The sequence below is a fragment of the Lentibacillus salinarum genome, assembly GCF_042679865.1.
Taxonomy (GTDB): domain Bacteria; phylum Bacillota; class Bacilli; order Bacillales; family Amphibacillaceae; genus Lentibacillus; species Lentibacillus salinarum.
This window is the reverse complement of sequence record NZ_JBHTNH010000017.1, coordinates 20,267-45,463: the sequence shown is the minus strand read 5'-3', so window position 1 is coordinate 45,463 and position 25,197 is coordinate 20,267. Positions and strand designations below refer to the sequence as shown.

General features: G+C 44.6%; 24 protein-coding genes. 23 read left to right on the top strand and 1 reads right to left on the bottom strand.

All coding sequences use genetic code 11. From position 1 onward, the window contains the following. Positions 1 to 244: 244 nt before the first annotated feature. From ftsE to ACFQ4A_RS08260, 10 genes are all read left to right on the top strand, one after another. Positions 245 to 931, top strand: coding sequence for a cell division ATP-binding protein FtsE (gene ftsE / locus ACFQ4A_RS08305; protein ID WP_382399466.1), 687 nt, complete (start codon positions 245 to 247; stop codon positions 929 to 931). Beyond that, entirely contained in the window at positions 921 to 1,814 is an 894-nt protein-coding gene (ftsX, locus tag ACFQ4A_RS08300) for a permease-like cell division protein FtsX (protein ID WP_382399464.1), read from the top strand. The genes ftsE and ftsX overlap by 11 nt, the downstream gene beginning before the upstream one ends. Before the next feature lie 45 nt (positions 1,815 to 1,859). After that, entirely contained in the window at positions 1,860 to 3,230 is a 1,371-nt protein-coding gene (locus tag ACFQ4A_RS08295; protein WP_382399462.1) for a murein hydrolase activator EnvC family protein, read from the top strand. A gap of 180 nt (positions 3,231 to 3,410) precedes the next feature. Next, entirely contained in the window at positions 3,411 to 4,865 is a 1,455-nt protein-coding gene (locus tag ACFQ4A_RS08290) for a S41 family peptidase (protein ID WP_382399460.1), read from the top strand. Positions 4,866 to 5,238: 373 nt separating this feature from the next. Further along, on the top strand, positions 5,239 to 6,429 hold the full coding sequence (locus tag ACFQ4A_RS08285) for a PDZ domain-containing protein (protein ID WP_382399458.1): 1,191 nt from the start codon (positions 5,239 to 5,241) through the stop codon (positions 6,427 to 6,429). Between the two features lie 258 nt (positions 6,430 to 6,687). Further along, positions 6,688 to 7,212, top strand: coding sequence for a cytochrome C oxidase subunit II (locus tag ACFQ4A_RS08280; RefSeq protein ID WP_382399456.1), 525 nt, complete (start codon positions 6,688 to 6,690; stop codon positions 7,210 to 7,212). A gap of 19 nt (positions 7,213 to 7,231) precedes the next feature. Then, on the top strand, positions 7,232 to 8,698 hold the full coding sequence (locus ACFQ4A_RS08275) for a cbb3-type cytochrome c oxidase subunit I (protein ID WP_382399454.1): 1,467 nt from the start codon (positions 7,232 to 7,234) through the stop codon (positions 8,696 to 8,698). Between the two features lie 33 nt (positions 8,699 to 8,731). Continuing rightward, positions 8,732 to 9,292: a hypothetical protein gene (locus tag ACFQ4A_RS08270; RefSeq protein WP_382399452.1), complete on the top strand. Its 561-nt coding sequence runs from the start codon at positions 8,732 to 8,734 to the stop codon at positions 9,290 to 9,292. A 361-nt stretch (positions 9,293 to 9,653) separates the two neighbouring features. Next, positions 9,654 to 10,694 (top strand): multicopper oxidase domain-containing protein, encoded by a 1,041-nt coding sequence (locus ACFQ4A_RS08265; RefSeq protein ID WP_382399450.1) that lies wholly within the window; start codon positions 9,654 to 9,656, stop codon positions 10,692 to 10,694. A gap of 242 nt (positions 10,695 to 10,936) precedes the next feature. Then, entirely contained in the window at positions 10,937 to 11,476 is a 540-nt protein-coding gene (locus ACFQ4A_RS08260; RefSeq protein ID WP_382399448.1) for a YkoP family protein, read from the top strand. Between the two features lies 1 nt (position 11,477). Here ACFQ4A_RS08260 and ACFQ4A_RS08255 read toward each other — a convergent pair whose 3' ends face one another. After that, complete coding sequence (locus ACFQ4A_RS08255; RefSeq protein ID WP_382399446.1) at positions 11,478 to 12,311, bottom strand: metallophosphoesterase; 834 nt, start codon at positions 12,309 to 12,311, stop codon at positions 11,478 to 11,480. A 96-nt stretch (positions 12,312 to 12,407) separates the two neighbouring features. Between ACFQ4A_RS08255 and ACFQ4A_RS08250 the strand changes: the two genes are divergently transcribed. From ACFQ4A_RS08250 to ACFQ4A_RS08190, 13 genes are all read left to right on the top strand, one after another. Then, positions 12,408 to 13,520: an MGDG synthase family glycosyltransferase gene (locus tag ACFQ4A_RS08250; RefSeq protein ID WP_382399444.1), complete on the top strand. Its 1,113-nt coding sequence runs from the start codon at positions 12,408 to 12,410 to the stop codon at positions 13,518 to 13,520. 216 nt (positions 13,521 to 13,736) lie between these two features. Next, positions 13,737 to 15,722 carry an excinuclease ABC subunit UvrB gene (gene uvrB / locus ACFQ4A_RS08245; RefSeq protein WP_382399442.1) on the top strand — a complete coding sequence of 662 codons (1,986 nt, stop codon included), beginning with the start codon at positions 13,737 to 13,739 and terminating at the stop codon, positions 15,720 to 15,722. 75 nt (positions 15,723 to 15,797) lie between these two features. Continuing rightward, the gene (uvrA, locus tag ACFQ4A_RS08240) at positions 15,798 to 18,677 is read left to right on the top strand and encodes an excinuclease ABC subunit UvrA (protein WP_382399440.1); all 2,880 of its coding nucleotides are present in this window, start codon (positions 15,798 to 15,800) and stop codon (positions 18,675 to 18,677) included. 257 nt (positions 18,678 to 18,934) lie between these two features. Further along, positions 18,935 to 19,288, top strand: a complete 354-nt coding sequence (locus tag ACFQ4A_RS08235; RefSeq protein WP_382399438.1) for a YojF family protein — start codon at positions 18,935 to 18,937, stop codon at positions 19,286 to 19,288. Between the two features lie 53 nt (positions 19,289 to 19,341). Further along, positions 19,342 to 20,013 (top strand): bacillithiol biosynthesis deacetylase BshB2, encoded by a 672-nt coding sequence (bshB2, locus tag ACFQ4A_RS08230; protein WP_382399436.1) that lies wholly within the window; start codon positions 19,342 to 19,344, stop codon positions 20,011 to 20,013. Between the two features lie 26 nt (positions 20,014 to 20,039). Further along, a complete protein-coding gene (locus ACFQ4A_RS08225; RefSeq protein ID WP_382399434.1) occupies positions 20,040 to 20,234 on the top strand; it encodes a PspC domain-containing protein in 195 nt (64 codons plus the stop codon). After that, complete coding sequence (locus ACFQ4A_RS08220; RefSeq protein WP_382399432.1) at positions 20,234 to 20,587, top strand: phage holin family protein; 354 nt, start codon at positions 20,234 to 20,236, stop codon at positions 20,585 to 20,587. The genes ACFQ4A_RS08225 and ACFQ4A_RS08220 overlap by 1 nt, the downstream gene beginning before the upstream one ends. A gap of 119 nt (positions 20,588 to 20,706) precedes the next feature. Further along, a complete protein-coding gene (hprK, locus tag ACFQ4A_RS08215; RefSeq protein ID WP_382399430.1) occupies positions 20,707 to 21,639 on the top strand; it encodes an HPr(Ser) kinase/phosphatase in 933 nt (310 codons plus the stop codon). 11 nt (positions 21,640 to 21,650) lie between these two features. Then, positions 21,651 to 22,499 carry a prolipoprotein diacylglyceryl transferase gene (gene lgt, locus ACFQ4A_RS08210; RefSeq protein ID WP_382399428.1) on the top strand — a complete coding sequence of 283 codons (849 nt, stop codon included), beginning with the start codon at positions 21,651 to 21,653 and terminating at the stop codon, positions 22,497 to 22,499. A gap of 18 nt (positions 22,500 to 22,517) precedes the next feature. Then, positions 22,518 to 23,477, top strand: a complete 960-nt coding sequence (locus tag ACFQ4A_RS08205) for a nucleoside recognition domain-containing protein (RefSeq protein WP_382399426.1) — start codon at positions 22,518 to 22,520, stop codon at positions 23,475 to 23,477. Beyond that, positions 23,452 to 24,087, top strand: a complete 636-nt coding sequence (gene ppaX, locus ACFQ4A_RS08200; RefSeq protein ID WP_382399424.1) for a pyrophosphatase PpaX — start codon at positions 23,452 to 23,454, stop codon at positions 24,085 to 24,087. The genes ACFQ4A_RS08205 and ppaX overlap by 26 nt, the downstream gene beginning before the upstream one ends. A gap of 3 nt (positions 24,088 to 24,090) precedes the next feature. After that, complete coding sequence (locus tag ACFQ4A_RS08195) at positions 24,091 to 24,606, top strand: acyltransferase (protein ID WP_382399422.1); 516 nt, start codon at positions 24,091 to 24,093, stop codon at positions 24,604 to 24,606. A gap of 15 nt (positions 24,607 to 24,621) precedes the next feature. After that, positions 24,622 to 25,167, top strand: a complete 546-nt coding sequence (locus tag ACFQ4A_RS08190; protein ID WP_382399420.1) for a glycerol-3-phosphate responsive antiterminator — start codon at positions 24,622 to 24,624, stop codon at positions 25,165 to 25,167. Positions 25,168 to 25,197 lie beyond the last annotated feature (30 nt).

The window sequence follows — 25,197 nt, the reverse complement described above, 5'->3', positions numbered from 1 at the left end:
ATATGCCTAAAATTTGTGTTGAAAAATGTTATAATAGATAAAAATTACATAAACTAACTCGTTTTAAGAAGAAAGTTGCTTTTTATAACGTCTGATTTCCGGGGAGGAAATAATACGAACTGGTGAAAACAGCTGATTTCTGACTTCAGTGTGAAACACCAGTGAGTGAGACGTCCCCTTTCGATACTGTTTTGAAGAATCCACAGCCAGACAATACAACATTCTTGCTAAAGGTGATATGTCCATGATTAATATGAAAAATGTCTATAAAACTTATGCAAATGGTGTGACAGCGTTGAACGGCATCAATGTCGACATTGATCAAGGTGAATTCGTCTATGTGGTCGGTCCAAGCGGTGCTGGCAAATCAACGTTTATCAGATTAATTTATCGTGAAGTGAAACCAACCGAAGGCACAGTCATCATCAACGATACTGATTTGAAAACATTAAAGGAAAGTAAAGTGCCATATTTGCGCCGGGATGTCGGCGTTGTTTTTCAGGATTTCAAACTGCTTCCGAAACTGACAGTCTATGAAAATATTGCGTTTGCACTCGAAGTGATTGAAGAGTCGCCGCGCAACATCCGCAAGCGAGTCATGGATGTTCTTGACCTGGTCGGTTTGAAAAATAAGGCAAGGTTCATTCCGGACGAATTATCGGGAGGCGAACAGCAGCGGGTATCCATCGCACGTGCCATTGTGAACAATCCTAAAATTGCCATAGCAGACGAGCCTACTGGTAATCTGGATCCGGACACATCATGGGAGATCATGCGGATCTTTAAAGCGATTAATGACAGGGGTACAACCATCATCATGGCCACCCACAGCAAAGAAATTGTCAACACGGCTAAAAAACGCGTTATCGCAATAGAAGACGGGTTAATCGTTCGTGACGAACACCGAGGTGATTACGGCTATGAAGCTTAGAACAACGAAACGTCATATGAGGGAAGGGGTCAAAAACCTTTTCCGGAATGGTTGGATGACCGTCGCATCAGTAGGTGCTGTCACCACAACATTGCTTCTAGTCGGGGCTTTTCTCGCCTTGATGCTGAACCTTAATCATATGGCGAATGGCCTGGAGGAAGACGTTCAGATTGAGGCATTAATCGACGTTACCGCTGATGAAGAGCAAATACAGGAACTTGGGTCAACCATCGAAGAAATGGATACAGCACAAAGTGTTAAATTCAACTCAAAGAGTGAACAGCTTGAGCAATTAATTGATGATATGGGTGAAGACGGAAGCACGTGGGAGATGTTTGAGCAGGACAATCCGCTGAGCCATGCTTATATTGTCAAAGCCAAGGAACCGTCAAATACGGAAGCCCTGGCAAAACAGATTAACAAACTGGATCATATTCAAAAAGTGAACTACGGCCAAGAGGTTATCCACCGGCTCTTCCAGTTTAACGAGTATGCTCGGAATATCGGCCTGGTACTGATAGCTGCTTTGGTTTTTACGGCTATATTCCTTATTTCTAACACGATAAAACTGACCATCATGGCCCGGAGCAGGGAAATCGGGATTATGAAGCTGGTCGGTGCCACGAACGGCTTTATTCGTTGGCCATTTTTTATTGAAGGAGCATTTCATGGCATACTGGGGGCGATTATCCCTGTTGTCGCTGTTATGACGGGTTATTCCTATCTGGCAAACAATATCAGTGAAAAAATCAGGTACCCGTTTGTCGAATTACTGCCATTCCATCCATTTGCCTGGCAGCTATCACTCACCATTCTATTAATTGGCACATTCATCGGAATATGGGGAAGCGTTATGAGTGTACGCAAATTCCTGAAAGTTTAATAGAAACAAACGATGTACGAGATCCAACAGAGAGGGGAAAACGGGATGAGGAAATTTATTTCGTATGTACTGATAACATTAATGGTTGTCAGTACCGGGTTTTTCAATATGCAGCAGGTATCAGCACAGACGACTGAAGATCTGGAACAAAAAATCCAAAATAAAAAAAATGAACAAGAAGAAATTGAACAAGAAAAATCCGAGCTAAAAAATGACAAACAGGAAACAGAAGAAAAAATCGATGAAAACAAAGGTGAACAGGAGAATGTCAACAGTGAGATTGACGAGATAGATCAGGAATTAGCCGATACACGGGAAAATATTGCGACCAAAGAAAATGAAATTGCTGACACCAATGCCCGACTTGACGAGCTAAACAATCAGATTGATGAGCTGGGTGCTCAGATTGAACAGTTGGAAGACGACATACAGGAATTGAAACAACGCATTGAAGAACGCGAACAACTATTAAAAGATCGGCTTCGTGCCATCCAATCAAATGGTGGCAGTATGAATTACATAGAAGTACTTTTGGGATCAAAAAGTTTTGGTGATTTCATCAGCAGGTCATCAGCTGTCAACACGATTATGAACCAGGATCAAAACATCATGGAGACACATAAACGTGAAAAACAGGAAGTTGAAGATAAGAAGGCAGAAGTCAAGGAAAAGAAACAGACTGTGGAAGACAAGAAAGCTGACGTGAAAGAACAGAAAGCATCTCTGAAAAGCCAGAAGCAGGAACTTGAATCGCTAAAATCACAGCTGGACGGTCAAATGGACGAAAAAGAAGATTTGCTTAGTGAGTTGGAAGCAGAACAAAGTGAACTGGAAGAATATAAAGTTAGTTTAGAAGATGAACAGGAAATATTACGAAAGCAGGAAGCGGCTAATCAAAAAGCAATCGAAATGGCCAAGGAGAAAAAACAAGAGAAAAACGAAACTGAGGAAGAAGGGGAGTTAGAGCAGCTTTCCGAGGATAAGGATTCAGGTGAGTCGGGTGGAGACGGCACCTTCAGTCATCCGGTAGCAGCATCCGTGTCATCCGAGTATGGTCAGCGCTGGGGGAAACTTCATGCCGGAATTGATTACGGTGTCGGTGTTGGAACATCGATCAATGCTGCCGCTTCAGGGGTGGTTATTTCAACCCATACTGAAAATGATGGGTCGATGAATGGTTATGGGAATGCTGTCTTAATCTCCCATTCCATCGATGGCGTCTCTTATACAACGCTATATGCGCATTTGAGCAGTATATCTGTATCAGCAGGTCAAACAGTCAGCGGTGGTCAGACAATTGGTGCAAGTGGAAATTCGGGACATTCAACCGGTCCGCATCTGCATTTTGAAATTCATAAGGGCGGCTGGAACGCCTCAAAAAGTAATTCCGTCAATCCGCTGAGTTATCTCAACTGAGAAATGGGACGCATGACATTGCATTTTGTTTGCATAAACTATAATATTGAAGGCATCGCACATTACGGTGTGATGCCTTTTTATAGATACAAGAGCATGTTCCGATGGTAACGCGGCGTTTCTTTCGATTACCGTAATGGACAAACGATCGGGTGAATATAGATAAGGTGAGGTGAAAACATGAAACTGCGAAAGCAACACATATTCCTTATTTTTGCGGCTGCGCTGGTATTGGGGTTTGCGGGTGCATTTTTAGGTGTCAAACTGGCACAGCCCGATCCCGACCAGGGGGAACCGGCTGATTCGGTTGATACATTAGAGCAGAACCAGTATACACCGCCTGCCGATATGCAAAAAGTGGCGCAAACCTATAATTTAATCAAGGAACACTACCTGGAAGATGTCGAGGATCAGCAATTGATTCAAGGGGCCATCCAGGGTATGGTTGCCTCATTGGAAGATCCATACAGTTCTTACATGGATGTTGAATCGATGACCCAATTTAATGAAACAATCGAATCATCATTTGAGGGAATCGGCGCTGAAGTGAGCATGGTGAATGGAAAGGTTACGATCGTATCACCGATTAAGGATTCACCTGCCGAGGATGCAGGCCTCAGACCGAATGACCAGATTTTGAGTGTGGACGGCGAAAGTGTTGCGGGTTTAAATTTAAATGAAGCCGTCGAAAAAATCCGTGGCGAAAAAGGTTCAGAAGTCGTTGTCGAAATTCAGCGTTCCGGGGTTTCCGATCCGTTTGAGGTAACCATTGTGCGTGATGACATCCCGGTTGAAACGGTTTACTCCGAAACAAAGACAATCGATGGCAAGAAAACAGGTGTTATCGAAATAACGTCTTTTGCGGAAAATACAGCAGAACATTTTACACAGCAGCTGGCGTCACTGGAAGATGAAAATATTGAAGGACTTGTCATCGATGTTCGGGGCAATCCGGGAGGTGTCTTATCCGCTGTTGAGGGCGTGTTGGAAAATTTTATTCCAAACGATATACCTTATGTACAGATTGAAAATCAGAACGGTGAAACGGAAAAGTCCTTTTCCGAGTTGGACGAGAAAAAGCCGTATCCGATCAGTGTGCTAATAAACGAAGGCAGTGCGTCGGCTTCGGAAATTTTAGCGGTCGCCATGAAAGAAGTCGGCTATCATGTTGTCGGAACGGACAGTTTTGGCAAGGGAACTGTTCAGCAGGCTGTACCGATTGGTGATGACGGCAGCAGAGTTAAGTTAACCTTTTTCAAATGGCTTTCCCCTGAAGGGACATGGATTCATGAAGAAGGCGTAAAACCAACTGTTGAAGTGGAACAGCCGGAATATTACTTTACGAATCCCGTGCAGGTGGAGGAGCCGGTCACGTACAATGAGACGGGTGAAAATGTGGCAAACCTGCAGGTAATGCTGTCAGGCCTTGGCTATGATCCTGGCCGGACAGATGGTTATTTCAGTCATAAGACAGAAGCGGCCATTGACAACTTTCAGACAGATCACGACCTTGATGTGACCGGAGAGGTTGATGAACAGACGGCAGGCGCCATTGAAACGGCCGTTGTTGACCGGATTCGTAATGGCGAAGATGACCGGCAAATGGAAAAGGCGCTCGATGCTTTATATGAATAACCTGAATCCTCAATCAGTGATATGGTATTCGCCACTGATTGTTGGATGAACGAATTGGACATTAACGGGCAGTTCACGCCAATATCTTTTCTGTATTAACCTTGGAATGGTAGATTGGAACTGCCCGTTACATGTATCATAGGACCGATCCGCGGGGGTTTCTCGCGGGTTTCCTTTACAACGTCAGATCACTTTAGATGACGTTTTCAATGCCGAAATCGGCTCCCTCGCCGATTTCCTCCAATCCGACTTCTAACCTCTGGCAACTGAAAAGACGCGTCAGCGTTTTTTCTTCAACAGGCAGGAAATAATTCGACAAATCGCGAATATAGTCACTGAAACGAACTATAGAAAATGACAGAAGGTGAGCATCATGGCGGAAGTCTGGTTTGTAGAACTAGCAAACGGAATAGGGCGATTCTTTTTGAATCCGCTCGTGTACTGGGCCATTTTGTTAGTAATCGTTGCTGGTTATAAACGGATTAAAAAAGAGCGAAAGCGTTTTGGTTTAAAAGTGTTTGATATGTTTGCAGAATGGCGGCATACGTGGCTAATTTCCGTGATCTTTGGACTGTTGCTGTCTATTGTGACTATCGGCGCGGGGATTGTTTTCTCAGTTGAGGCGATTATCCTGTTGGCTAGTGTAACCATCTTGCTTAGTTTGTCCCTTCGTTTTACATTGCTGTCGCCGAGCTATACGATCGGGATCACATTTTTGTTGATATTTATGGCACCTTTTGTATTGGCTTACCAATCTGCACTCGATCCGGGTTTATTTGAATCTGCCAATTTTACAGGGTTCAGTTTATTATTGGCTATCCTGTTATCGGCAGAAGCGTTTTTATTAAAACGGCCCAGCCGGGATGATACGTTCCCGGATTTGGAGTCAGGTCATCGAGGTTTAATGATTGGTGTACACCACCTAAAAAAAATGACACTCATTCCGTTTTTTATATTGATACCAACTGGTTCCATCACATCAATGGCTCCTTTTTGGCCATATTTTTCGGTGAATGGTGAAACATACAGCCTGATGCTGATTCCTTTTGTGGTTGGGTTTGATCATATAGTCAGAAGCGAATTACCTGAAAAGGCCGCGGCCCGTTTGGCTAAATCCATTCACATTTTAAGCCTATTTGTTCTGTTTCTCGCAATTGGCAGTCTTTACATCGGTTGGCTCTCATTGGCAGCGGTTGTGATCGCGATTATTGGCCGGGAATTTGTCAGTTACAGACACCGCATGGCGGATAGGAAAATGACGCCATTTTTTCATCGTCATGAACGTGGGATCCGGGTTCTGGCTGTTATCCCTGGTTCACCTGCAGACCGTTTGGGTATTTCAGCAGGCGAAGTGATTAGCACCGTAAACGGCAGGAAAATTAACGACATGGATGCTTTTTACAATGCATTGCAGGAGGGCGGCGCATTTTTTAAACTTGGGATCATCGGAGACAACAGCGAAGTCCGATTCGTGCAAAGTGCGCTTTACGAAGCAGATCATCACGAATTGGGGGTTATCACGATAAGCAAACCATATCGTGACATTGAATCTCTCACCACTTAACGATTCTTAATATAGATAAATTGGCTTAATACATGATCAGATGACTCGAATAAGCAGTAAGGTATTTAGACGTACCTTGCTGCTTTTTTATTATTTTCATCGTTTTAACTATAAAAACTAAAAAAACTGTTTTTTCACAAAATAATCTACAATGCGTGATACGCATCACTCAGATGTAGTTCTATATTTCGTATGCTATAGCCGATCATTTATTTTGGCTGGTTATATAACGAGCCAAACATTAAGGGGGTTATGAATGTGATACAAACCGTTGCATGGGTCGTCAGCTTAATTGTCATGCTTATTATGACAGCCGTTTTCGGTGTTGTGGTATTAAAATCCACAGAACGACGAGATTATGAACCGATTAAAAAGAAGTGGTACAAAGCACGGTCACTTTATGGTGCAGTGCTGATTATCGTCATGTTGGCCGTGACCATTTACACGTTAAGGGATCTTCCATATAATCAGCCGGTATACAGTGCCGGTGCCGGGCCGACAGTAGTTGAGGTGGAAGCGATGCAATTCGGCTGGGAAATAAGCCAAACCGAATTTAAAGTCGGTGAACCGATTGAATTTCGTGTCACGAGCCAGGATGTGAATCATGGGTTTGGCCTTTATGATGATGAGATGAATATGGTCACCCAGACACAGGCAATGCCTGACTACACAAATGACGTATATATCACGTTCGACGAGCCTGGCACGTATGAAATCCTTTGTCTGGAATATTGTGGTCTGGCTCATCATGTCATGACAGCGGAAATAATCGTGACAGAATAACATAACGGAGGTGTGATAAATGTCAGTAAAATCCCGCAATCATTTAGTTGTATCTTATTTAATCGTCGGCGGTTTGATTATTCTGGTCATGATGATCTTTGGTATTCTAATGCTTTTGGCACAGGGTGGTGTATTGGATTTGACACCGGCAACCTTTTACCAGTTCCTGACGATACATGGAACCGGAATGGTTGGTGCAGCAGCATTTGCAGCTGCTGGCATCATGGCATATTTTTTGAGTCAATATGTGACCCTGTCGAAAACCGTGTTGAAGGTTAATCTGGTATTGTTTCTGACGGGGATTGTCATGGTGATTGTTGGAGTATTTTCATTTGAATATGCGAGTTCCTGGACATTTTTATATCCGCTGCCACAGCTTTCGGCCAACGCATGGGGCACAATCGGAGCTCTCTTGTATTTAGTCGGAATGCTGATATTGGGTGTTGGTTTTTTGCTTTTCTATCTGGACAGCGGGCATGCAATCGTCAAAACATATGGCAGCCTTGCCAAAGGATTGGGCTGGGATGTCATATCCGGGAAAAAATCCGAGTATGATTCCCCTTCCAGTACAGTCATTGCGAGTACAATGGTCACCATCGTCAATATTACGGCATTGACGGCAGGCGCCATTGTGTTAATCATGAATATCATTAATGTGTTAAACCCGACGTTTACAGTTGATCCACTGCTGGCTAAAAATCTGACTTACGCGTTTGGGCACATTTTTGCGAACGCGATCATTTACATGGCCGTGATTGCCGTTTATGAAATTTTGCAACAGTATTCCCATCGTACATGGAAAGTTAACAAGGTATTTTTGATAGCGTGGACGATGTCAACGGTCTTTACACTACTGATTTACACCCACCATTTATTGATGGATTCAGTCATGCCGATATGGATGCTGATTATGGGACAGGCTCTTTCCTATGCAAACGGTTTGCCGGTGTTAGTGGTAACAGCATATGGGGCGCTGATGATTGTTTACAAATCTGGGATTAAGTGGGATATGGGCTCCGGTCTTATTTTCCTGTCGATGTTCGGATGGGTAGTTGGTGTTGTTCCGGCAATTGTTGATGCGACAATCGTCGTCAATCAGGTCATGCACAACACCAAGTGGGTTCCGGGGCATTTTCATATGTATATGGCACTGGGAGCATGTGCGATGATTTTTGGTTTCATGTATTATTTGGCCAAACATGACAGTGCCATCAAAACGACGATCATAGACCGGATTGGCTTTGTTGGCTACACGCTTGCGATTCTCGGATTGAGTGGATCGTTTCTGGTATCCGGCGCATTAAGTACGCCAAGGCGATGGGCAACCCATATTCCGGAATGGATGGGACCCGCTGTATTTGGAGGAGTTGCCGGTATTCTCGGTCTCCTGTCCGTCACGATTTTTGTTATTCATTTTTTCCGCTATATCAGAAAACGTCCGAAAACGATGCCGGAATCAGATATGCATGACAAACGGCTTGCCTAGCCCTGGTGACGATTGATGAAGGAGGGTAATCGGATGTCAAAATCACTGTTCGGTCTTATTTTGTTTGTGCTGCTGGCGCTCCCTCCTGTCCGAAATGCTATGGAATCGGTTATGATTACACATATGCTTGTCCAGATTCCGTTGCTCATAACGTCCGGATGTCTGATGGCCGAGGCTGTTCAGGAAAAATGTTACCAGTTTTGGGCCAAGTGGAACGGAAATGGCATTGCCGGCATTTTGCTTGCCATTTTGCTGACAATATATTGGATGATTCCACGGATGTTGGACGAATCCCTTGTAAACGGGCATGTTGAATTGTTTAAGTTTCTCAGTCTTCCTTTTTTAGTCGGTATACCACTTCGCAACAGCTGGCGTAAACTGGGTTCACTGGTGAAAAGTTTTATTGTCGTTAATTATATTTCGATGTTCGGACTGTTGGCATGGCTTTATATTGATGCGCCTGTCCGCGTTTGCAACAGTTATTTGGCGGCTGACCAGGAGATACTGGGCTGGGGATTTTTAATCATCACCATCAGTCTCGCGCTTTATATGTTGCAGAATGTCTTCATCGACCATTCAGAAGCAGATCCATAATAAAGGTAAAAACACCTTTAATACGTGTGTTTAACACGAATTGAAGGTGTTTTTTTGTACTGGAGGGGAAAGACTAACAGTAAAAATATGGAAAAACACATTGATATATTTTCACAATATTAATAGTGGAAAGGTTGCTTAAAATCCATCCACAGCAGTATTTATATGGTTTATTGCCGACATAAATTGTTCATAGTTGAACATGATTTAAGTGATACGCATCACAGGGATAGCAGGTCAAAGGCACTAAACTATCGTTAAAGATAAGTAAACCATTCAGCCAGGCAGATAACAGATAGAAACAGCGACCAAAAGGGTGAGTGGTTAAGGCTTATCTAAAAAAACTGATGGGGTGAGAAAATTGTTTAAACAGTTAGGGATTTATACAGCTGTTGGTTTTGTGGCTTTGGTTCTGTTGTTATCTGCTTGCTCTGAGGAAAATACCGAATCTCAAACAGACGTATCACCTGATTTGGAAAATGCCGTTGAGACGGCTGGCGCCGAAGAAGCACCTGAAGTGATCAAGCCCCATAAAGGGCTGGATCAGGAGGTAACGCCTTTGAAGATGGAGCGGGACGGCAGTGATGTTTACATTAAAATGACTGCACAAATAACCGACATTGATATTGACGATGGGGATACGTATAAAGCCTGGACATTTAACGGTGAAGCACCCGGTCCGCTGGTTGTCGTCAACGAAGGCGACACGATTCATTTCACGCTTGATAATATGGACCCGGCCATACCGCACAGCATGGACTTTCACGCCGTCCATACAGCCCCTGATAAAGGTTATGCGGATGTCGAACCAAATGAAGACGGCACCTTTGTTTATCAGGCTTCCAACCCGGGTGTATTCATGTATCACTGTGGCACGGACCCGGTTCTTTCCCATATTGCCAATGGCATGCACGGTGTGATCATCGTTCAGCCGGATGATGGTTATCCAACTGATGATGAAGTGGATCAGGAATATGTGCTCATCCAGAATGAATGGTACCAATACAATGACCTTGATAATATGACAAACGAAGAGCCATCCCAGGTTGTCTTCTCAACAAAAGCGCTGCATGACGGGCAGCCGAATACGAATGGTACAGTTGGCGCTTTATTGGACGAACCGCTTGAAGCTAACGTCGGTGATAAGGTCCGGTTCTATATCAATAATGTCGGACCGAATGAACTGAGCAGCTTCCATGTTATTGGAACACTGTTTGATGATGTCTACATCGATGGCAACCCGGCCAACCATCAAGAAGGCATGCAAACAGTCGGCTTGCCGGCGAGTGGCGGGGCGGTTGTAGAATTCACGGTGAAAGAAGCTGGCACCTATAAATTTGTCACCCACCAATTCAATCACGTCCAAAAAGGCGCTGTCGGCAAATTGATCGTAACTGAGTAAGTAAGTCATTAAGAAAAAACGCTGACACGTCTTTTCGGATGCCAGAAGTCAGAAGTCGGATTGGAAGAAATCCGATTTCGGTATCGAAAACGTCGTCCAAAATTTTATACCATTTAATCATTAAGAAAAACCCGGTTTAAACTACCGGGTTTTTCGTCTTTTGGTTTAAAATACCTTCAATATTATTTTTAAAATAAAGCAAACTAATGAACGTTAAACCAGTTAAAGAAGAGGGTACAGGTATGAAACGTTATTTGCTGACGATATGGGGCACCCTTGACCCTATTTACTACAATTTTACAAGGCTTCATCATGTGGCTGATCATGAACGCAATAAAACGATATTCCGTGTCAGGTTAACCAAATACAAAGGTTCGTCAGTTGTCCTGAAGGATGGCACGATGATTCATAAACATGATTTGCTTCTGAAGATTCACTTGCATAACGTACGCATGATCCGTGAGCTGAAGGATGTCCGAAGTGAGGTTCAACGTGCTTTACTGTTATATCATATGGTCCGGGACGATTTGCGTTGTCTCTCTCGTTATATTGCAAAACACCCTAAACGCCATGAAATAAAAGCGATCATCGGAATTACCATGTTAAATAAAGGCACACGACGTCTAGGGTTCGAAACATTTTCCATCCAAAATCGGTATTACCGGCTGTTTAAACAATTGACATGCCTGCTCATCAATTTTATTGCGAACAGTTCAAACGGGAATCCGCCTGTCTATTTATTCATGTCGACGAACCAGCTGCTTAATCATTCAAAGATTTAACTTAAGCACTTTTGGAATGAATGATCGGAACCTGGTGAAACGTGATTTCAGGTCTTGAGCCAATACGTATATTGAGACCGGTCTGGCCAAGCCCTTCGCTGATATAAAATGGTGTTTCGTCATGCATCTGCAAACCTTTAATGATATCCCGCTTCGCTAGCTGTCCCATTTTAACAAGATGGTAGGCCTTCGGATAACAGATCTGACCACCATGAAAGTGCCCGGCCATTAAATAATCAAACGAATATCCCGCCATATTAAGAACGATATTAGGGTCGTGGGTCAGGACAATATTCGTCCCCTGTTTAACATGCTGATAGGCTAAAGGCACGTTGCTCCGGTTGGTACTGTCATCATCGATGCCGATGATATTGATCACATGCCCATTCACAGAAATAGTGTCACTTTCATTTTGCATCACATGAACATCATATGCCTGTAAAACCGTCGTAAGTTCTTTCAAATCATTGGGCTTCAGAACATAATCGTGATTACCAAGCACCGCATAGATGCCGTACGCAGGTTTTAAATCACGTAAAACACGCAAATATGGTGTCAGTTTGGGGATTGTACGCTTCCGGTCAAGAAAGTCACCGGTTAAAGCGATTATATCAACAGATTCATTTCGTAGCTTGCTCGCCAATTCGGATGGTGTCAGCGATATATTTTCCAAATGTAAATCGGATAGGTGAAGGATGGATAACGATGGATTCTCTTTATTTACTTCAGGCATAATATTGATTTTATTAATCCTGATATCTTTTGTATTCTTATAGGCTTTGTACAGGAAGTAACCGATACTGATGGTTATGACACTAATCATTATGATGGTCATCGCATAACTCCTTTCCTTTAAAATTATACCATGCAGCATGGGTATAAGCACTGGTAATTGAAGCCAGAATCAGACCGGTTTGTAATGGAGGTAACCATGGAAAAGGACAAAGCATTATTTTTACCATTCATGCAAATTCCAACAGGACATCATCATGTGGCCGATGCATTGATCGACGACATCCAATCATTTCATCAAAATATTGTATGCGATAAAGTTGATATTTTGTCGTACAGCTATGGGAGAATGGAAAAAGTTGTTTCTTCCGTCTATTTGAATTGGATCAAGTATTTCCCGGATGCTTATGACTGGCTATACAGGCGTGCTGCTTACCAAAAAGCACCTTTACACAATCGGCAATACTTTTATGAAGCAATGTTTATCCATTCTTTTAAGCGGTTGATCACCCAGCACCGTTCCAGCATTTTATTTTGCACACATGCGCTGCCATCAAATATGGCTAGTTTATTAAAAAAGAAAGACAAGCTGCAGCCCGTCACGGTCAATGTTTATACAGACTTCTTTATTAATGGGATTTGGGGGATCGCGGGAATTGATTACCATTTTGTTCCTACCGTGGCGGTTAAGGAATATTTAATGGCGGCTGGGGTCAAGTCTGAACAAATTTTTGTGACAGGTATCCCGATTGATGATGCCTTTCAGTCTGAAAGCCACAACGAAAAAACGAACAACGATGACATAAAGGTGCTGATAACCGGCGGCAGTTTGGGTGTCGGTCCCTTGAGACGATTATTGCTGTCAGCCGAATCGAACGCTATTCATTATTACGTCCTGTGCGGTAAGAACAAAACATTATACCAAGAATTGTGTTCGAACCAGCGGAAAACTGTCACACCGCTTTCGTATATTTCCAGTAAATCGAAAATGAATCGGTTGTATGATCAGGTGGACGCCGTATTAACCAAGCCTGGCGGGGTTACAATCAGTGAATGTCTTATGAAGCGGAAGCCGATTTTCATATATGATCCTTTGCCCGGCCAGGAAAAAATTAATGCCGAGCAGCTAAAACGGCTCGGTCTGGCCAATTCAGTGGACATAACTCAAAATGTGGAGAAGCAATTACTGCATTTCTTAACCAATCATAAAAAACGAAAGATCTATGAAAAAAATCTGGAGGCGTATCATAGCTTCCTCGATAAGCGGCCACCATCCATGCTGATGGCGCAAATGATTAATAAAAAACATTAGCGGTATTATTTGCTAATGTTTTTTTTATGATCCATCTGCCCCCTCCCGTGGACCCTAGGAGATGATTTTTGCCCGGTATATCGGGTAAAATGGTTAGTGAAGACGTTAGTAAGATAAAAACGAATATTTGTTCGTTTTTCAGTTAAAATATCAGCTCAAATGTGATAGAATAGATTTATCACTTACGGGACCGGAAGATGAACGGAGGTTTTCGTTTTGGAAAATAAATTTGAACTGGTGGCAGATTATGAGCCACGCGGCGACCAGCCTGAAGCCATTAGAGAAATCGTAGAAAAAGTGAAAGCCGGGCAAAGGCATCAGACATTGCTTGGTGCAACAGGTACCGGTAAAACGTTTACGGTATCCAATGCCATCACAGAGATTAATCGCCCGACTTTAGTGATCGCTCATAACAAAACATTGGCCGGCCAATTGTACAGTGAGTTTAAGGAGTTCTTCCCGAATAATGCGGTTGAATATTTTGTCAGCTATTATGACTATTATCAGCCAGAAGCATATGTCCCATCGACCGATACGTTTATCGAAAAGGATGCCAGCATTAACGATGAGATTGATAAGCTGCGGCACTCAGCAACATCTTCGTTAATTGAGCGTCGTGATGTCCTGATTGTCTCCAGTGTCTCATGTATTTACGGTCTGGGGTCACCGGAAGAGTATGAAAGCCAGGTCCTGTCGTTAAGAATGGGAATGGAAAAAGATCGTGACCAGCTTTTGCGGGATCTGGTCGATATCCAGTATGCGCGGAACGATATTGATTTTCAGCGTGGAACGTTTCGTGTACGTGGTGACTCTGTTGAAGTGATTCCGGCTTCACGTGAAGAACATTGTATCCGGATCGAGTTTTTTGGTGATGAAATTGATCGGATTCGGGAAGTTGATGCGTTAACCGGGGAAATCATCGGTGACCGGGAACATGTGGCCATTTTTCCGGCATCCCACTTTGTCACCCGTGACGAAAAGCTGAAAAAGGCGATTGAAAATATCAAAAAAGAATTGGAAGAACAGCTGACGGAAATGCGCGAACAGGACAAACTGCTAGAAGCGCAGCGTTTGGAGCAGCGCACCAATTATGATATTGAAATGATGCAGGAGATGGGCTTTTGTTCCGGGATTGAAAACTATTCCCGTCATCTAACATTCCGTGAACCCGGTTCAACACCGTATACATTACTGGATTTCTTCCCGGATGATTTTCTGTGTGTCATTGATGAGTCGCACGTGACACTGCCGCAAATCAGAGGTATGTATAACGGCGATAAGGCGCGTAAACAAGTGCTGGTCGATCATGGTTTTCGTCTGCCCTCTGCGCTTGATAACCGCCCATTGAAGTTTGCGGAATTTGAAAAAGCAACCAATCAGCTGATTTACGTTTCGGCTACCCCTGGTCCGTACGAAGGGGAGCATGCACCGGATGTGACCGAACAGATCATCCGGCCGACCGGATTACTTGATCCGAAAGTCCATGTTCGGCCGATCGATGGTCAGGTGGATGATTTGATCGCGGAGATTAATAAGCGATCCAAGCGTAACGAACGGGTACTGGTCACAACGTTGACGAAGAAAATGTCCGAGGATTTGACCGATTACTTGAAGGAAATCGGCATAAAAGTGGCGTATTTGCATTCGGAGATTAAAACACTAGAGCGGATCGAAATCATCCGTGATCTGCGTGTCGGGAAATATGATGTGCTCGTTGGGATTAACCTGTTGCGAGAAGGGCTCGATATTCCGGAAGTATCGCTCGTCACTATTCTCGATGCTGATAAGGAAGGGTTTCTCCGTTCAGAGCGCTCGCTCATTCAGACAATGGGACGTGCAGCACGTAATGAACATGGTGAAGTGGTCATGTATGGCGATAAGATAACAAATTCCATGCAGGTGGCCATTGATGAAACAAACCGGCGCCGGGAAAAGCAAATGGCCTACAATGAACAGCATAATATTACACCAACAACCATCCGTAAAGAAGTGCGTGATGTTATACAGGCGACGGTGGCAGCTGAGAATAATGAAGAATATGAACGTACGAAATCAAACGTTGCGGAACTCTCCAAAGACGAAAAACAAAAAATGATTGATAATATGGAAAAAGAAATGAGAGAAGCGGCGAAAGCACTTGACTTCGAAAAGGCTGCCGAATTGCGGGATATTGTGCTGGAACTCAAGGCTGATAGTGCTTGAGGAATCTTAATAGACTGTTTCGAACCGGCAGCTGGAATAAAATACGAACATGCAATGTGGAAGGATGACCTGTTCATGCCAAGCAAATCAATTACAGTCCAGGGTGCCCGTGCGCACAACTTACAAGATATTGATGTGTCGATTCCCAAAAATAATTTTGTCGTCCTAACAGGTTTATCCGGCTCCGGTAAATCCTCGCTGGCCTTTGATACGGTATATGCAGAAGGGCAGCGCCGTTATGTGGAGTCGCTGTCTGCCTATGCACGGCAATTTTTAGGTCAGATGGATAAACCTGATGTTGATGCTATTGAAGGATTATCACCAGCTATTTCGATTGATCAGAAAACGACGAGCAAAAACCCGCGCTCGACCGTTGGCACGGTTACGGAAATTTATGATTACTTACGTCTGTTATACGCCCGGATCGGCCGGCCGACTTGCCCGAGACACGGTATCGAAATCAGCTCCCAGACGGTTCAGCAAATGGTGGATCGTTTGTTTGAGTATCCTGAACGAACCAAAATGCAAATTCTGGCACCGGTCGTTTCTGGGCGTAAAGGTGAACACGCCAAAACAATCGAACAGCTGAAACAGGAAGGCTATGTTCGTATTCGTGTCGATCAGGAAATGCGGGAAGTGACCGATGATATTCAGCTCGATAAAAATAAACAGCACTCAATCGAAGTCGTGGTCGACCGTGTCATTATCAAAGATGGAGCGGCTGGCCGAATGAGTGATTCGCTCGAAACGGCATTAGGCCTTGGGGATGGCAACGTCATTGTGGACGTCATCGGTGATGAGGAATTAATGTTCAGTGAAAATCATGCCTGCCCGATTTGCGGTTTTTCAATCGGTGAACTGGAGCCACGGCTCTTTTCGTTCAATAGTCCCTTTGGGGCGTGCCCAACCTGTGATGGTCTCGGAACAAACCTTGAGGTGGATTTGGAACTGGTCATACCGGATTGGGACAGGAGCTTAAACGAGCATGCGATTGCGGCATGGGAACCAATTAGCTCCCAATATTATCCGCAGCTGCTTAAAAGTGTCTGTGACCATTATGAAATTGATATGACGATACCGGCTAAAGACATCCCGAAAAAACAGATGGATAAGATTTTGTATGGGAGCGGCAAGGAAAAAATCCATTTCCGCTATCAAAATGACTTCGGCAATATCCGGGATAACGCTATTTACTTTGAAGGTGTGTTGAACAACATTGCACGCAGGTACCGTGAGACATCGTCTGATTTTACACGGGAACTGCTGGGCAAGTACATGGCCCACAAAAATTGCCCAACCTGTCATGGCCATCGCCTCAAAGAAGAGGCTCTGGCAGTATTGGTTAACGGAATGCATATCAGCGACGTGACGGATTATGCGATAACAGAAGCTAGGCAACATTTTGCTAATCTTGAGTTGACGGAAAAAGAAGAAACGATTGCCAAGATGATTCTGAAGGAAATAGCCGATCGTCTTGACTTTATGAATAATGTCGGCCTTGATTATCTGACCTTGTCACGTGCGGCCGGAACGCTTTCTGGCGGTGAGGCACAGCGGATCCGCTTGGCTACACAAATCGGCTCGGCACTCACCGGCGTATTGTATGTGCTGGATGAGCCATCAATTGGTTTGCACCAGCGGGATAATTACCGTTTGATTAATACGTTGAAGCAAATGCGTGATCTGGATAATACGTTAATTGTTGTGGAACACGATGAGGACACAATGCTTGCTGCCGATCACCTGATTGATATTGGACCAGGCGCAGGCGAACATGGCGGTCAGATTGTTGCCAGTGATACACCGAAAAATGTCATGAAAAACACAGCATCATTGACCGGGCAATACCTAGCAGGTGAGAAATATGTCCCGCTTCCGTTGAAACGACGCAAACAAAATAAACGTAAGCAGGTCAAAGTAATCGGCGCTGAGGAAAACAACCTGAAAAACGTTGACGCATCTTTCCCGATAGGACTGATGACGGTCGTGACAGGTGTGTCAGGCTCCGGCAAAAGTACACTGGTCAACGACATTTTGCATAAATCTTTGGCTAAGCAATTGCATCGTGCCAAGCACAAACCCGGAAAGCACACACGGATTAACGGCATCAAAAACATCGAGAAAGTTATCGATATCGATCAGTCACCAATCGGCCGGACACCGCGATCCAATCCGGCAACGTACACGGGGATGTTCGATCATATTCGTGACGTTTTTGCCCAGACGAATGAGGCCAAAATACGCGGCTATAAAAAGGGACGTTTCAGCTTCAATGTGAAGGGCGGCCGTTGCGAGGCATGTCACGGCGACGGCATTATTAAGATTGAAATGCACTTTTTACCGGATGTCTATGTGCCTTGTGAAGTATGTCACGGCAAACGCTATAATCGCGAAACCCTGGAAGTGATGTATAAAGGAAAAAATATCGCAGACGTTCTGGATATGACGATTGAAGAAGCACTGGACTTTTTTGGAAATATCCCGAAAATTAAGCGGAAACTGCAGACTGTTTATGACGTGGGACTCGGTTATATCAAATTGGGGCAGCCGGCAACAACCTTGTCCGGTGGTGAGGCACAGCGGGTCAAGCTGGCAAGTGAACTCCACCGCCGGTCAAACGGCAAATCGTTTTACATTTTGGACGAACCGACGACAGGGCTGCATACAGATGATATCAACCGGCTTTTGACTGTGCTGCATCGGCTGGTCGAAAACGGTGATTCAGTGCTTATCATTGAGCACAACCTGGACGTTATTAAAACAGCGGATCACATTATCGATCTCGGACCTGAAGGCGGTGATGGTGGTGGTGAGATTATCGCTACTGGCACACCGGAGGAAATCGCTAACCATGAACAATCCTATACAGGGCGCTTTTTGAAGCCAGTTTTGGAACGGGACCGCAATCGAATGGAGCGGGATATGAAGCGACGTGAAAGCGTCGGGTCAAAATAGTATGAGGCGGCAGACCATAAGTGGTTTGCCGTCTTTTTGTCAAATAGTATAAAATTTTGGATGATTGTATTCAATACCGAAATCAGTTAAGTCGCTAATTTCTTCCAATCCGACTTCTGACCTCTGGCATCTGAAAAGACGTGTCAGCGTTTTTTCTTACGGGGCACACGAACATCAACTGGTCAAAACTTTTGACGCCGTACAGCCATTCCGATAACCTTAAATAAGAAGTTTTTACGCTGGGGAGGACAAATGAGATGAAGCCGATCGAAATTGAACACGTACAACAGCAACTGGAATCATTTATCCATAAAGACGTTTATGTTCATTTGGAAACCACGAATGGTGCTTATGCAAGCCATTTTAATGATAAAGCCTACAATGTCGGTGCGTATATTCGTAATGCTAGGGTTAATTTTACCCAGGCTAAGATAATCGGTGACGGCCAAAGCTACCGTGTCGGGTTAAAAACACAGCTTGGCTGGGTTTATGCTGAAGGGCTAACAGACTGGACGATGCATCAGGAGAACCAGTTATTGCTCGCTGGACATGACCAGGAAGGCCGGCTGATGGTCGCTTTGCACATCAGTGAGACACCGTTGGGGCAATAATATCATTCCACCATCATACACATAATATATCAGCAAAGGGTCAGGTGATCGAAATGGAAACGCATGTGGTCGTTATTTATCCACATCCCGATGATGAATCATTCGGTGCGGCGGGCACGATTACGCAATTTCGCGAGCAAGGTGTACCTGTAACGTATTTGTGCGGCACATTGGGCGAAATGGGAAGGAATATGGGTTCTCCTATTTTTGCCAATCGGGAAACACTTCCGGCAATCCGGAAAGAGGAATTGGTTAATGCCTGTGAGAAACTGGATGTTGAACTGCGCATGCTTGGCTATCGTGATAAAACACTGGAATTTGAAGACAGACGTCAAGTAGCCCTACATTTAAAAGGTATCCTTGAGGAAATACAGCCAAGCCTGGTCATTACTCATTATCCGGAATATGCCGTCCACCCCGATCATAACGCCATGGGAGCAGCCGCCATTGAAGCGGTCCGGCTGATGGCGGCTGAAAACCGGCCGACGGTATGGGCACAGGCGATCAGCAATGACCACACGCGGGAACTTGGTGTTCCGGACGTTTCAAATGATGTGAGCCCGGTTTTCGAGCAGAAGATGGACGCCGTTCTTGCCCATCAGTCACAAGCCAATGGTATCCTCGGACAATTCCATGGAAATTCAACAACAGCCGACAATTTGAAGGAAGCAGCCAAACAGCAATTAGGCAAAGAGCAGTTTTACATTTGGGACTTTCGTGAATAAACGGTTATGAAAGGAGGACGTGTCATATGCGAAAACGATTATATCGGTCAAATTCTGAGCGTATGATATCAGGGGTGTGTGGCGGTCTAGCGGAATACTTTGATATTGATCCAACCATCATCCGTTTATTGTTTGCTGGGCTGGCTTTTGCGGGTGGCGCCTCGATTTACGCTTACATTATTGGTATTTTCATCATTCCAAATGAGCGGGAGGTGCGTTGATGCTGATGCGTGCAGTGATTTCGGTTGTTCTGAATGCCGTTGCCCTTATTGTCGTTGCTGAACTGTTCAGTTCATTTCAGCTTGATGGATTCGGCACCGCCCTGCTGGCAAGTGTTATTCTCGGTATTTTAAATGTGATTGTGAAACCGGTATTGGTAATTCTGACTTTGCCGGTAACAGTGGTGACACTTGGTTTGTTCCTGTTTGTCATCAATGCCATCACTTTGATGATAACCCAGGCCATCATAGACGAATCGTTTGTGATTGAAGGGTTTGGAACAGCCGTTATGGCTGCTGTTGTGATATCGCTGTTAAACTTGTTACTGAATAAACTTGTCGATACAATCAGATAGCCGTATGCTCGTCGCAGGTGCCATTTCCTGCGATTTTTTTCTGATACGGACGCTTGATCATATTCGATCGCTATAAAATGTGCTACAATATAAACCAGTATTTGAGGAGGTTTCACGACATGGCGAAAGTCCGTACGCAAAACTTGCTCGAAAATTTCAACCTGACCCTTGTTGCGGGGGAAGATGGCATTCATCGGGAACTCACAACCAGTGATGTTCATCGGCCGGGGATTGAAATGACCGGTTATTTTGATTATTACCCACGCGAACGTTTGCAATTAATCGGCAAAACAGAGATGGCCTATTTTCTCGATCTGCCACCGGACGCACAAAAAGATCGTATGGAACAACTCTGCACTGATATAACACCGGTCATTGTTATTTCACGGGGAATGGATATTCCTGAGGTTATGCTGGAAACAGCTAATAAGGCCGGGGTTCCGATTTTACACTCACCACGCAAAACGACACGGGTCATCAGCCGGCTAACCAACTATCTCGAGGCAAAATTTGCGCCCTTTACAGCCATTCATGGTGTTTTAGTGGATATAAACGGGGTTGGTGTACTACTGACCGGCCAAAGCGGTGTTGGCAAAAGTGAGACAGCGCTTGAATTGGTGAAACGGGGACATCGACTCGTAGCAGATGACAGTGTCGAAATCCGGCAAGAAGATTATGACCAGTTAATCGGGAATTCGCCGCCATTGATCGAACACCTGCTGGAAATTCGCGGACTGGGTATCATTAATGTGATGACCTTATTTGGTGCTGGGGCGGTCAGAAGTTATAAAAAAATATCCCTGATCATTAATCTGGAATTGTGGGATGAAACGAAACAGTATGATCGTTTGGGGCTTGATGAGGAAACAATGAAAATTATGGATGTTAAAGTGCCGAAAGCGACGATTCCGGTCAGACCGGGCCGCAATCTTGCCGTCATCATTGAAGTCGCTGCGATGAACTTCCGGTTAAAGCGAATGGGCGTTAATGCTGCCGAGGAATTTTCTGATCGTTTAACAGAAATGATTGACCATGGAAATGATACAGAGTAGGAGTGGTTGGTTTGAGTTGCAGTGCACCGGCATTAGACCCGGTATTTATGGAATTGGGACCGTTACCGATTCATTGGTACGGATTGATTATTGCGTTTGGTGCCTTTTTGGGACTCTATTTGGCGACAAAAGAATCCGATCGGCTTGGCATGCCAAAAGACTTAATGGTAGATCTGGTCGTGTTTGCGATCCCGGCTTCGATTATATTTGCCCGTATTTACTATGTTATATTTGAGTGGGATCGCTATGCTGGCGGCCCGTGGTGGGGTATCTTTGCAGTTTGGGAAGGCGGCATCGCCATCCATGGTGCGCTGATTGGTGCGGTATTGACAGCAATTGTCTTCGCCCGGGTGAAAAAGGTGTCATTCTGGCAAGTGGCGGACATCGCGGCGCCCAGTCTGATTTTAGGGCAGGCTATTGGGCGTTGGGGCAATTTCATGAATCAGGAAGCACATGGCGGGCCGATTGCTGCGGAGACGTTTAACAGCTTTCATACATATTTGCCTGATTTTATCATGAATCAAATGTGCATTGATGGTGTCATGTATCATCCGACCTTTTTGTATGAGTCGGTCTGGAACATCCTTGTTTTGATCGTCTTATTAATATTACGCCGCAGGAATCCGTTGCGCGGCGAGGTATTCCTGAGCTATCTGATTGCCTATTCGGCCGGCCGCTTCGTTATTGAAGGTATGCGGACAGACAGCTTATACGTCCCTGGAACAGGCATGCGAATGGCGCAGCTCATTTCAGTTGTGATTATTATCGGGCTGGTTGCGCTGATGTGGTACCGCCGCAAAACAGGTATGGCCACTAAACATTATGATGGTAAAAAGGTGAAAAAGAAAAAGAAACGCTGAAAGGTGGGGGATGGGTCATTGGCAGGCATTTTACATCGTGGTTTACAGCAAGGACTTCAAGTGACGTGGACATTAGGAAAAGTCATTTTTCCAATTACGCTCATAGTGACGATTTTACAATATACACCGGTTCTGCCCTGGCTGATTGACAAAATCAGCCCATTAATGGGATGGCTCGGGTTATCCGGCGAAGCAGCGGTGCCGCTTGTATTGGGTAATGCACTGAATTTGTATGCCGGTATAGCAGCGATTGTCTCATTTGATTTTACGGTGAAAGAAGTCTTCATATTGGCCGTCATGATGTCGTTTTCCCATAATTTGTTTATTGAATCAACGGTTGCATCAAAAGTTGGTGTCAGTTGGTGGCTCATTTCCGGCATTCGTCTTTCATTGGCTCTCATTGCCGCTACTGTGATTAACCTGTTATGGCAAGGTGGGGGAGAGCTGGCACAATATGGACTTATTTCATCGTCAGATGTTGTGCTGAACGGATGGACTGAGATTGTGCTACATGGACTGCAAACAGCATTTGTGGCGATTATTCAATTAGCTATAATCGTTATTATCTTGATGATCGTGATGCAATTTTTCCGTGAAAAAGGCTGGCTCACATCCATTTCCGATAAATTGGCCCCGTTTACAAGGATGTTGGGAATGGAAAAAAACACATCCATGACGCTTGTTGCCGGTCTGACAATCGGGCTTGCCTATGGTGCGGGTTTAATGATTCAGGCAGTGGAGGAAGATGGCGTGTCCAGACGCGATATGTATTTGGCGCTGATTTTTCTTGTATCCTGCCACGCCGTAGTGGAAGATACCGTCATATTTATCCCACTGGGCATTCCGGTATGGCCACTTCTGGTCATTCGTTTGCTGACGGCTATTTTGCTGACGATGACGGTCGCCTTTGTTTGGCGGCGTGTGGAAAATCGAAAAAGGAAGGAAACAGTACATGACCATTCATACCATACTCTTTGATCTTGATGGGACATTGATAGATACCAACGAACTAATTATTGATTCGTTCAGACATACGTTTAACGCCTACGGAAAAGAGCTGTCCCGTGAGGAAGCCATTCAATTTATCGGACCGCCGTTACGGGATACGTTTCTACAATTTGCCCCTGAGCAGGTAGATGCGATGATAGAAACTTACCGGGGGTACAATCAGCAGCATCATGATGACTATGTCGTGGCATTTCCCTATGTGGCCGAAACATTGGAAAAACTGCGGAAACGTGATATTCAGCTTGGTGTTGTGACGACAAAGATGCGCAGAACGGTGGGTATGGGCTTAAAGGTGACTGGACTTGATCACTTTTTTGACACCGTTGTGACACTCGATGATGTGACGCATGCCAAGCCACACCCCGAGCCGGTCATGAATGCCATGACAGCATTCGGGGCAAAGGCGGACGCAACGTTAATGGTCGGTGATAATTCGCATGACATCGAAGCAGGTCAAAATGCCGGTGTCAAAACGGCGGCCGTTGCCTGGTCATTAAAAGGACGGGAAAAAATGCTGACCTATCAACCAACTTATCTGCTTGATGACATGCGGGATCTTTTGCAAATAGCAGGAGTGTAAGCGATGCGTCAAACAAAACGATATAAAGTGGATCAGGCCAATTCGCTCTGGCAGATCTATCAAACCGTTTCATTCTGGAAAGTTATGAAAAATTTTATTTTTATCCAATTGGGGCGATATATGCCCTTTTTAAGCGTAAAAAATTGGCTTTACCGGACGTTTTTGCGTATGAAGGTCGGCAAACAGACCGCCTTTGCGCTGATGGTTATGCCGGACACCATGTTTCCGGAGAAGATAACAGTTGGTTCGAACTGCGTGATTGGTTATAATACCACGATTTTGGCGCATGAATATTTAATCAGCGAATATCGCATCGGGGCGGTGGTGATTGGCAATGACGTGATGATCGGCGCCAACACCACCATTTTGCCCGGGGTTAAAATCGGCGATGGCGCTGTCATTTCTTCAGCAACACTTGTTAATCGGGATGTACCGCCGGGCGCATTTGTCGGCGGTAATCCGATGCAGGTGATTTATACGAAAGAAGAGATGGACAAGCGGATGGACGATGATTCTTGAAGGAGGATCCCTTATATGGATTTACCAACAGGTATATTACCTGCCATCAAAACGATGAAAGATTTTGAAAAGGCTCTGGAATCTGATCATCATGCCATTGTATTTCTGGAAACCCGTCTTGCTCAATTAAAAAGCTTGATCAACTATTCAAGGCAGGCTAATAAACAGATTCTGGTTCATTTCGATTTAATTCAGGGACTGAAAGCCGACGAATATGGCATGGAATTTTTAGTCCGGGACATCAAACCGGATGGGATAATTTCCACCAGAGGCAACATTATTAAGCTAGCCAAAAAACATAAGCTGCTTGCTATTCAGCGGATGTTTTTGCTGGACAGTATGGCGGTGGAACATAATTTAAAGCTGATTGACCGTTTTCAACCGGATTGCATTGAACTGCTGCCCGGGCTTATTCCGGATATTATAAAGCATATTGATGAAGAAACCGGGATTCCTGTTATTGCGGGAGGCCTTGTCAGGGACAAAGTAGAAGTTTCCTCAGCCCTAAATGCTGGCGCAGTTGCGGTATCGACATCAAACACTGAATTGTGGAATATTTAACAATATGGCTAATTATTGATTTTTTCTGTC

Bases quoted from the DNA above. Each gene is read 5' to 3' on its own strand.
- bshB2 (WP_382399436.1), top strand. From the start codon at position 19,342: ATGGAAACGCATGTGGTCGTTATTTATCCACATCCCGATGATGAATCA.
- ACFQ4A_RS08285 (WP_382399458.1), top strand. From the start codon at position 5,239: ATGGCGGAAGTCTGGTTTGTAGAACTAGCAAACGGAATAGGGCGATTC.
- ACFQ4A_RS08190 (WP_382399420.1), top strand. From the start codon at position 24,622: ATGGATTTACCAACAGGTATATTACCTGCCATCAAAACGATGAAAGAT.
- ACFQ4A_RS08225 (WP_382399434.1), top strand. From the start codon at position 20,040: ATGCGAAAACGATTATATCGGTCAAATTCTGAGCGTATGATATCAGGG.
- ACFQ4A_RS08270 (WP_382399452.1), top strand. From the start codon at position 8,732: ATGTCAAAATCACTGTTCGGTCTTATTTTGTTTGTGCTGCTGGCGCTC.
- ACFQ4A_RS08195 (WP_382399422.1), top strand. From the start codon at position 24,091: ATGCGTCAAACAAAACGATATAAAGTGGATCAGGCCAATTCGCTCTGG.
- ftsE (WP_382399466.1), top strand. From the start codon at position 245: ATGATTAATATGAAAAATGTCTATAAAACTTATGCAAATGGTGTGACA.
- ACFQ4A_RS08235 (WP_382399438.1), top strand. From the start codon at position 18,935: ATGAAGCCGATCGAAATTGAACACGTACAACAGCAACTGGAATCATTT.
- ftsX (WP_382399464.1), top strand. From the start codon at position 921: ATGAAGCTTAGAACAACGAAACGTCATATGAGGGAAGGGGTCAAAAAC.
- ppaX (WP_382399424.1), top strand. From the start codon at position 23,452: ATGACCATTCATACCATACTCTTTGATCTTGATGGGACATTGATAGAT.
- ACFQ4A_RS08220 (WP_382399432.1), top strand. From the start codon at position 20,234: ATGCTGATGCGTGCAGTGATTTCGGTTGTTCTGAATGCCGTTGCCCTT.
- ACFQ4A_RS08255 (WP_382399446.1), bottom strand. From the start codon at position 12,311: ATGACCATCATAATGATTAGTGTCATAACCATCAGTATCGGTTACTTC.
- ACFQ4A_RS08275 (WP_382399454.1), top strand. From the start codon at position 7,232: ATGTCAGTAAAATCCCGCAATCATTTAGTTGTATCTTATTTAATCGTC.
- ACFQ4A_RS08290 (WP_382399460.1), top strand. From the start codon at position 3,411: ATGAAACTGCGAAAGCAACACATATTCCTTATTTTTGCGGCTGCGCTG.
- ACFQ4A_RS08295 (WP_382399462.1), top strand. From the start codon at position 1,860: ATGAGGAAATTTATTTCGTATGTACTGATAACATTAATGGTTGTCAGT.
- uvrA (WP_382399440.1), top strand. From the start codon at position 15,798: ATGCCAAGCAAATCAATTACAGTCCAGGGTGCCCGTGCGCACAACTTA.
- hprK (WP_382399430.1), top strand. From the start codon at position 20,707: ATGGCGAAAGTCCGTACGCAAAACTTGCTCGAAAATTTCAACCTGACC.
- ACFQ4A_RS08250 (WP_382399444.1), top strand. From the start codon at position 12,408: ATGGAAAAGGACAAAGCATTATTTTTACCATTCATGCAAATTCCAACA.
- ACFQ4A_RS08260 (WP_382399448.1), top strand. From the start codon at position 10,937: ATGAAACGTTATTTGCTGACGATATGGGGCACCCTTGACCCTATTTAC.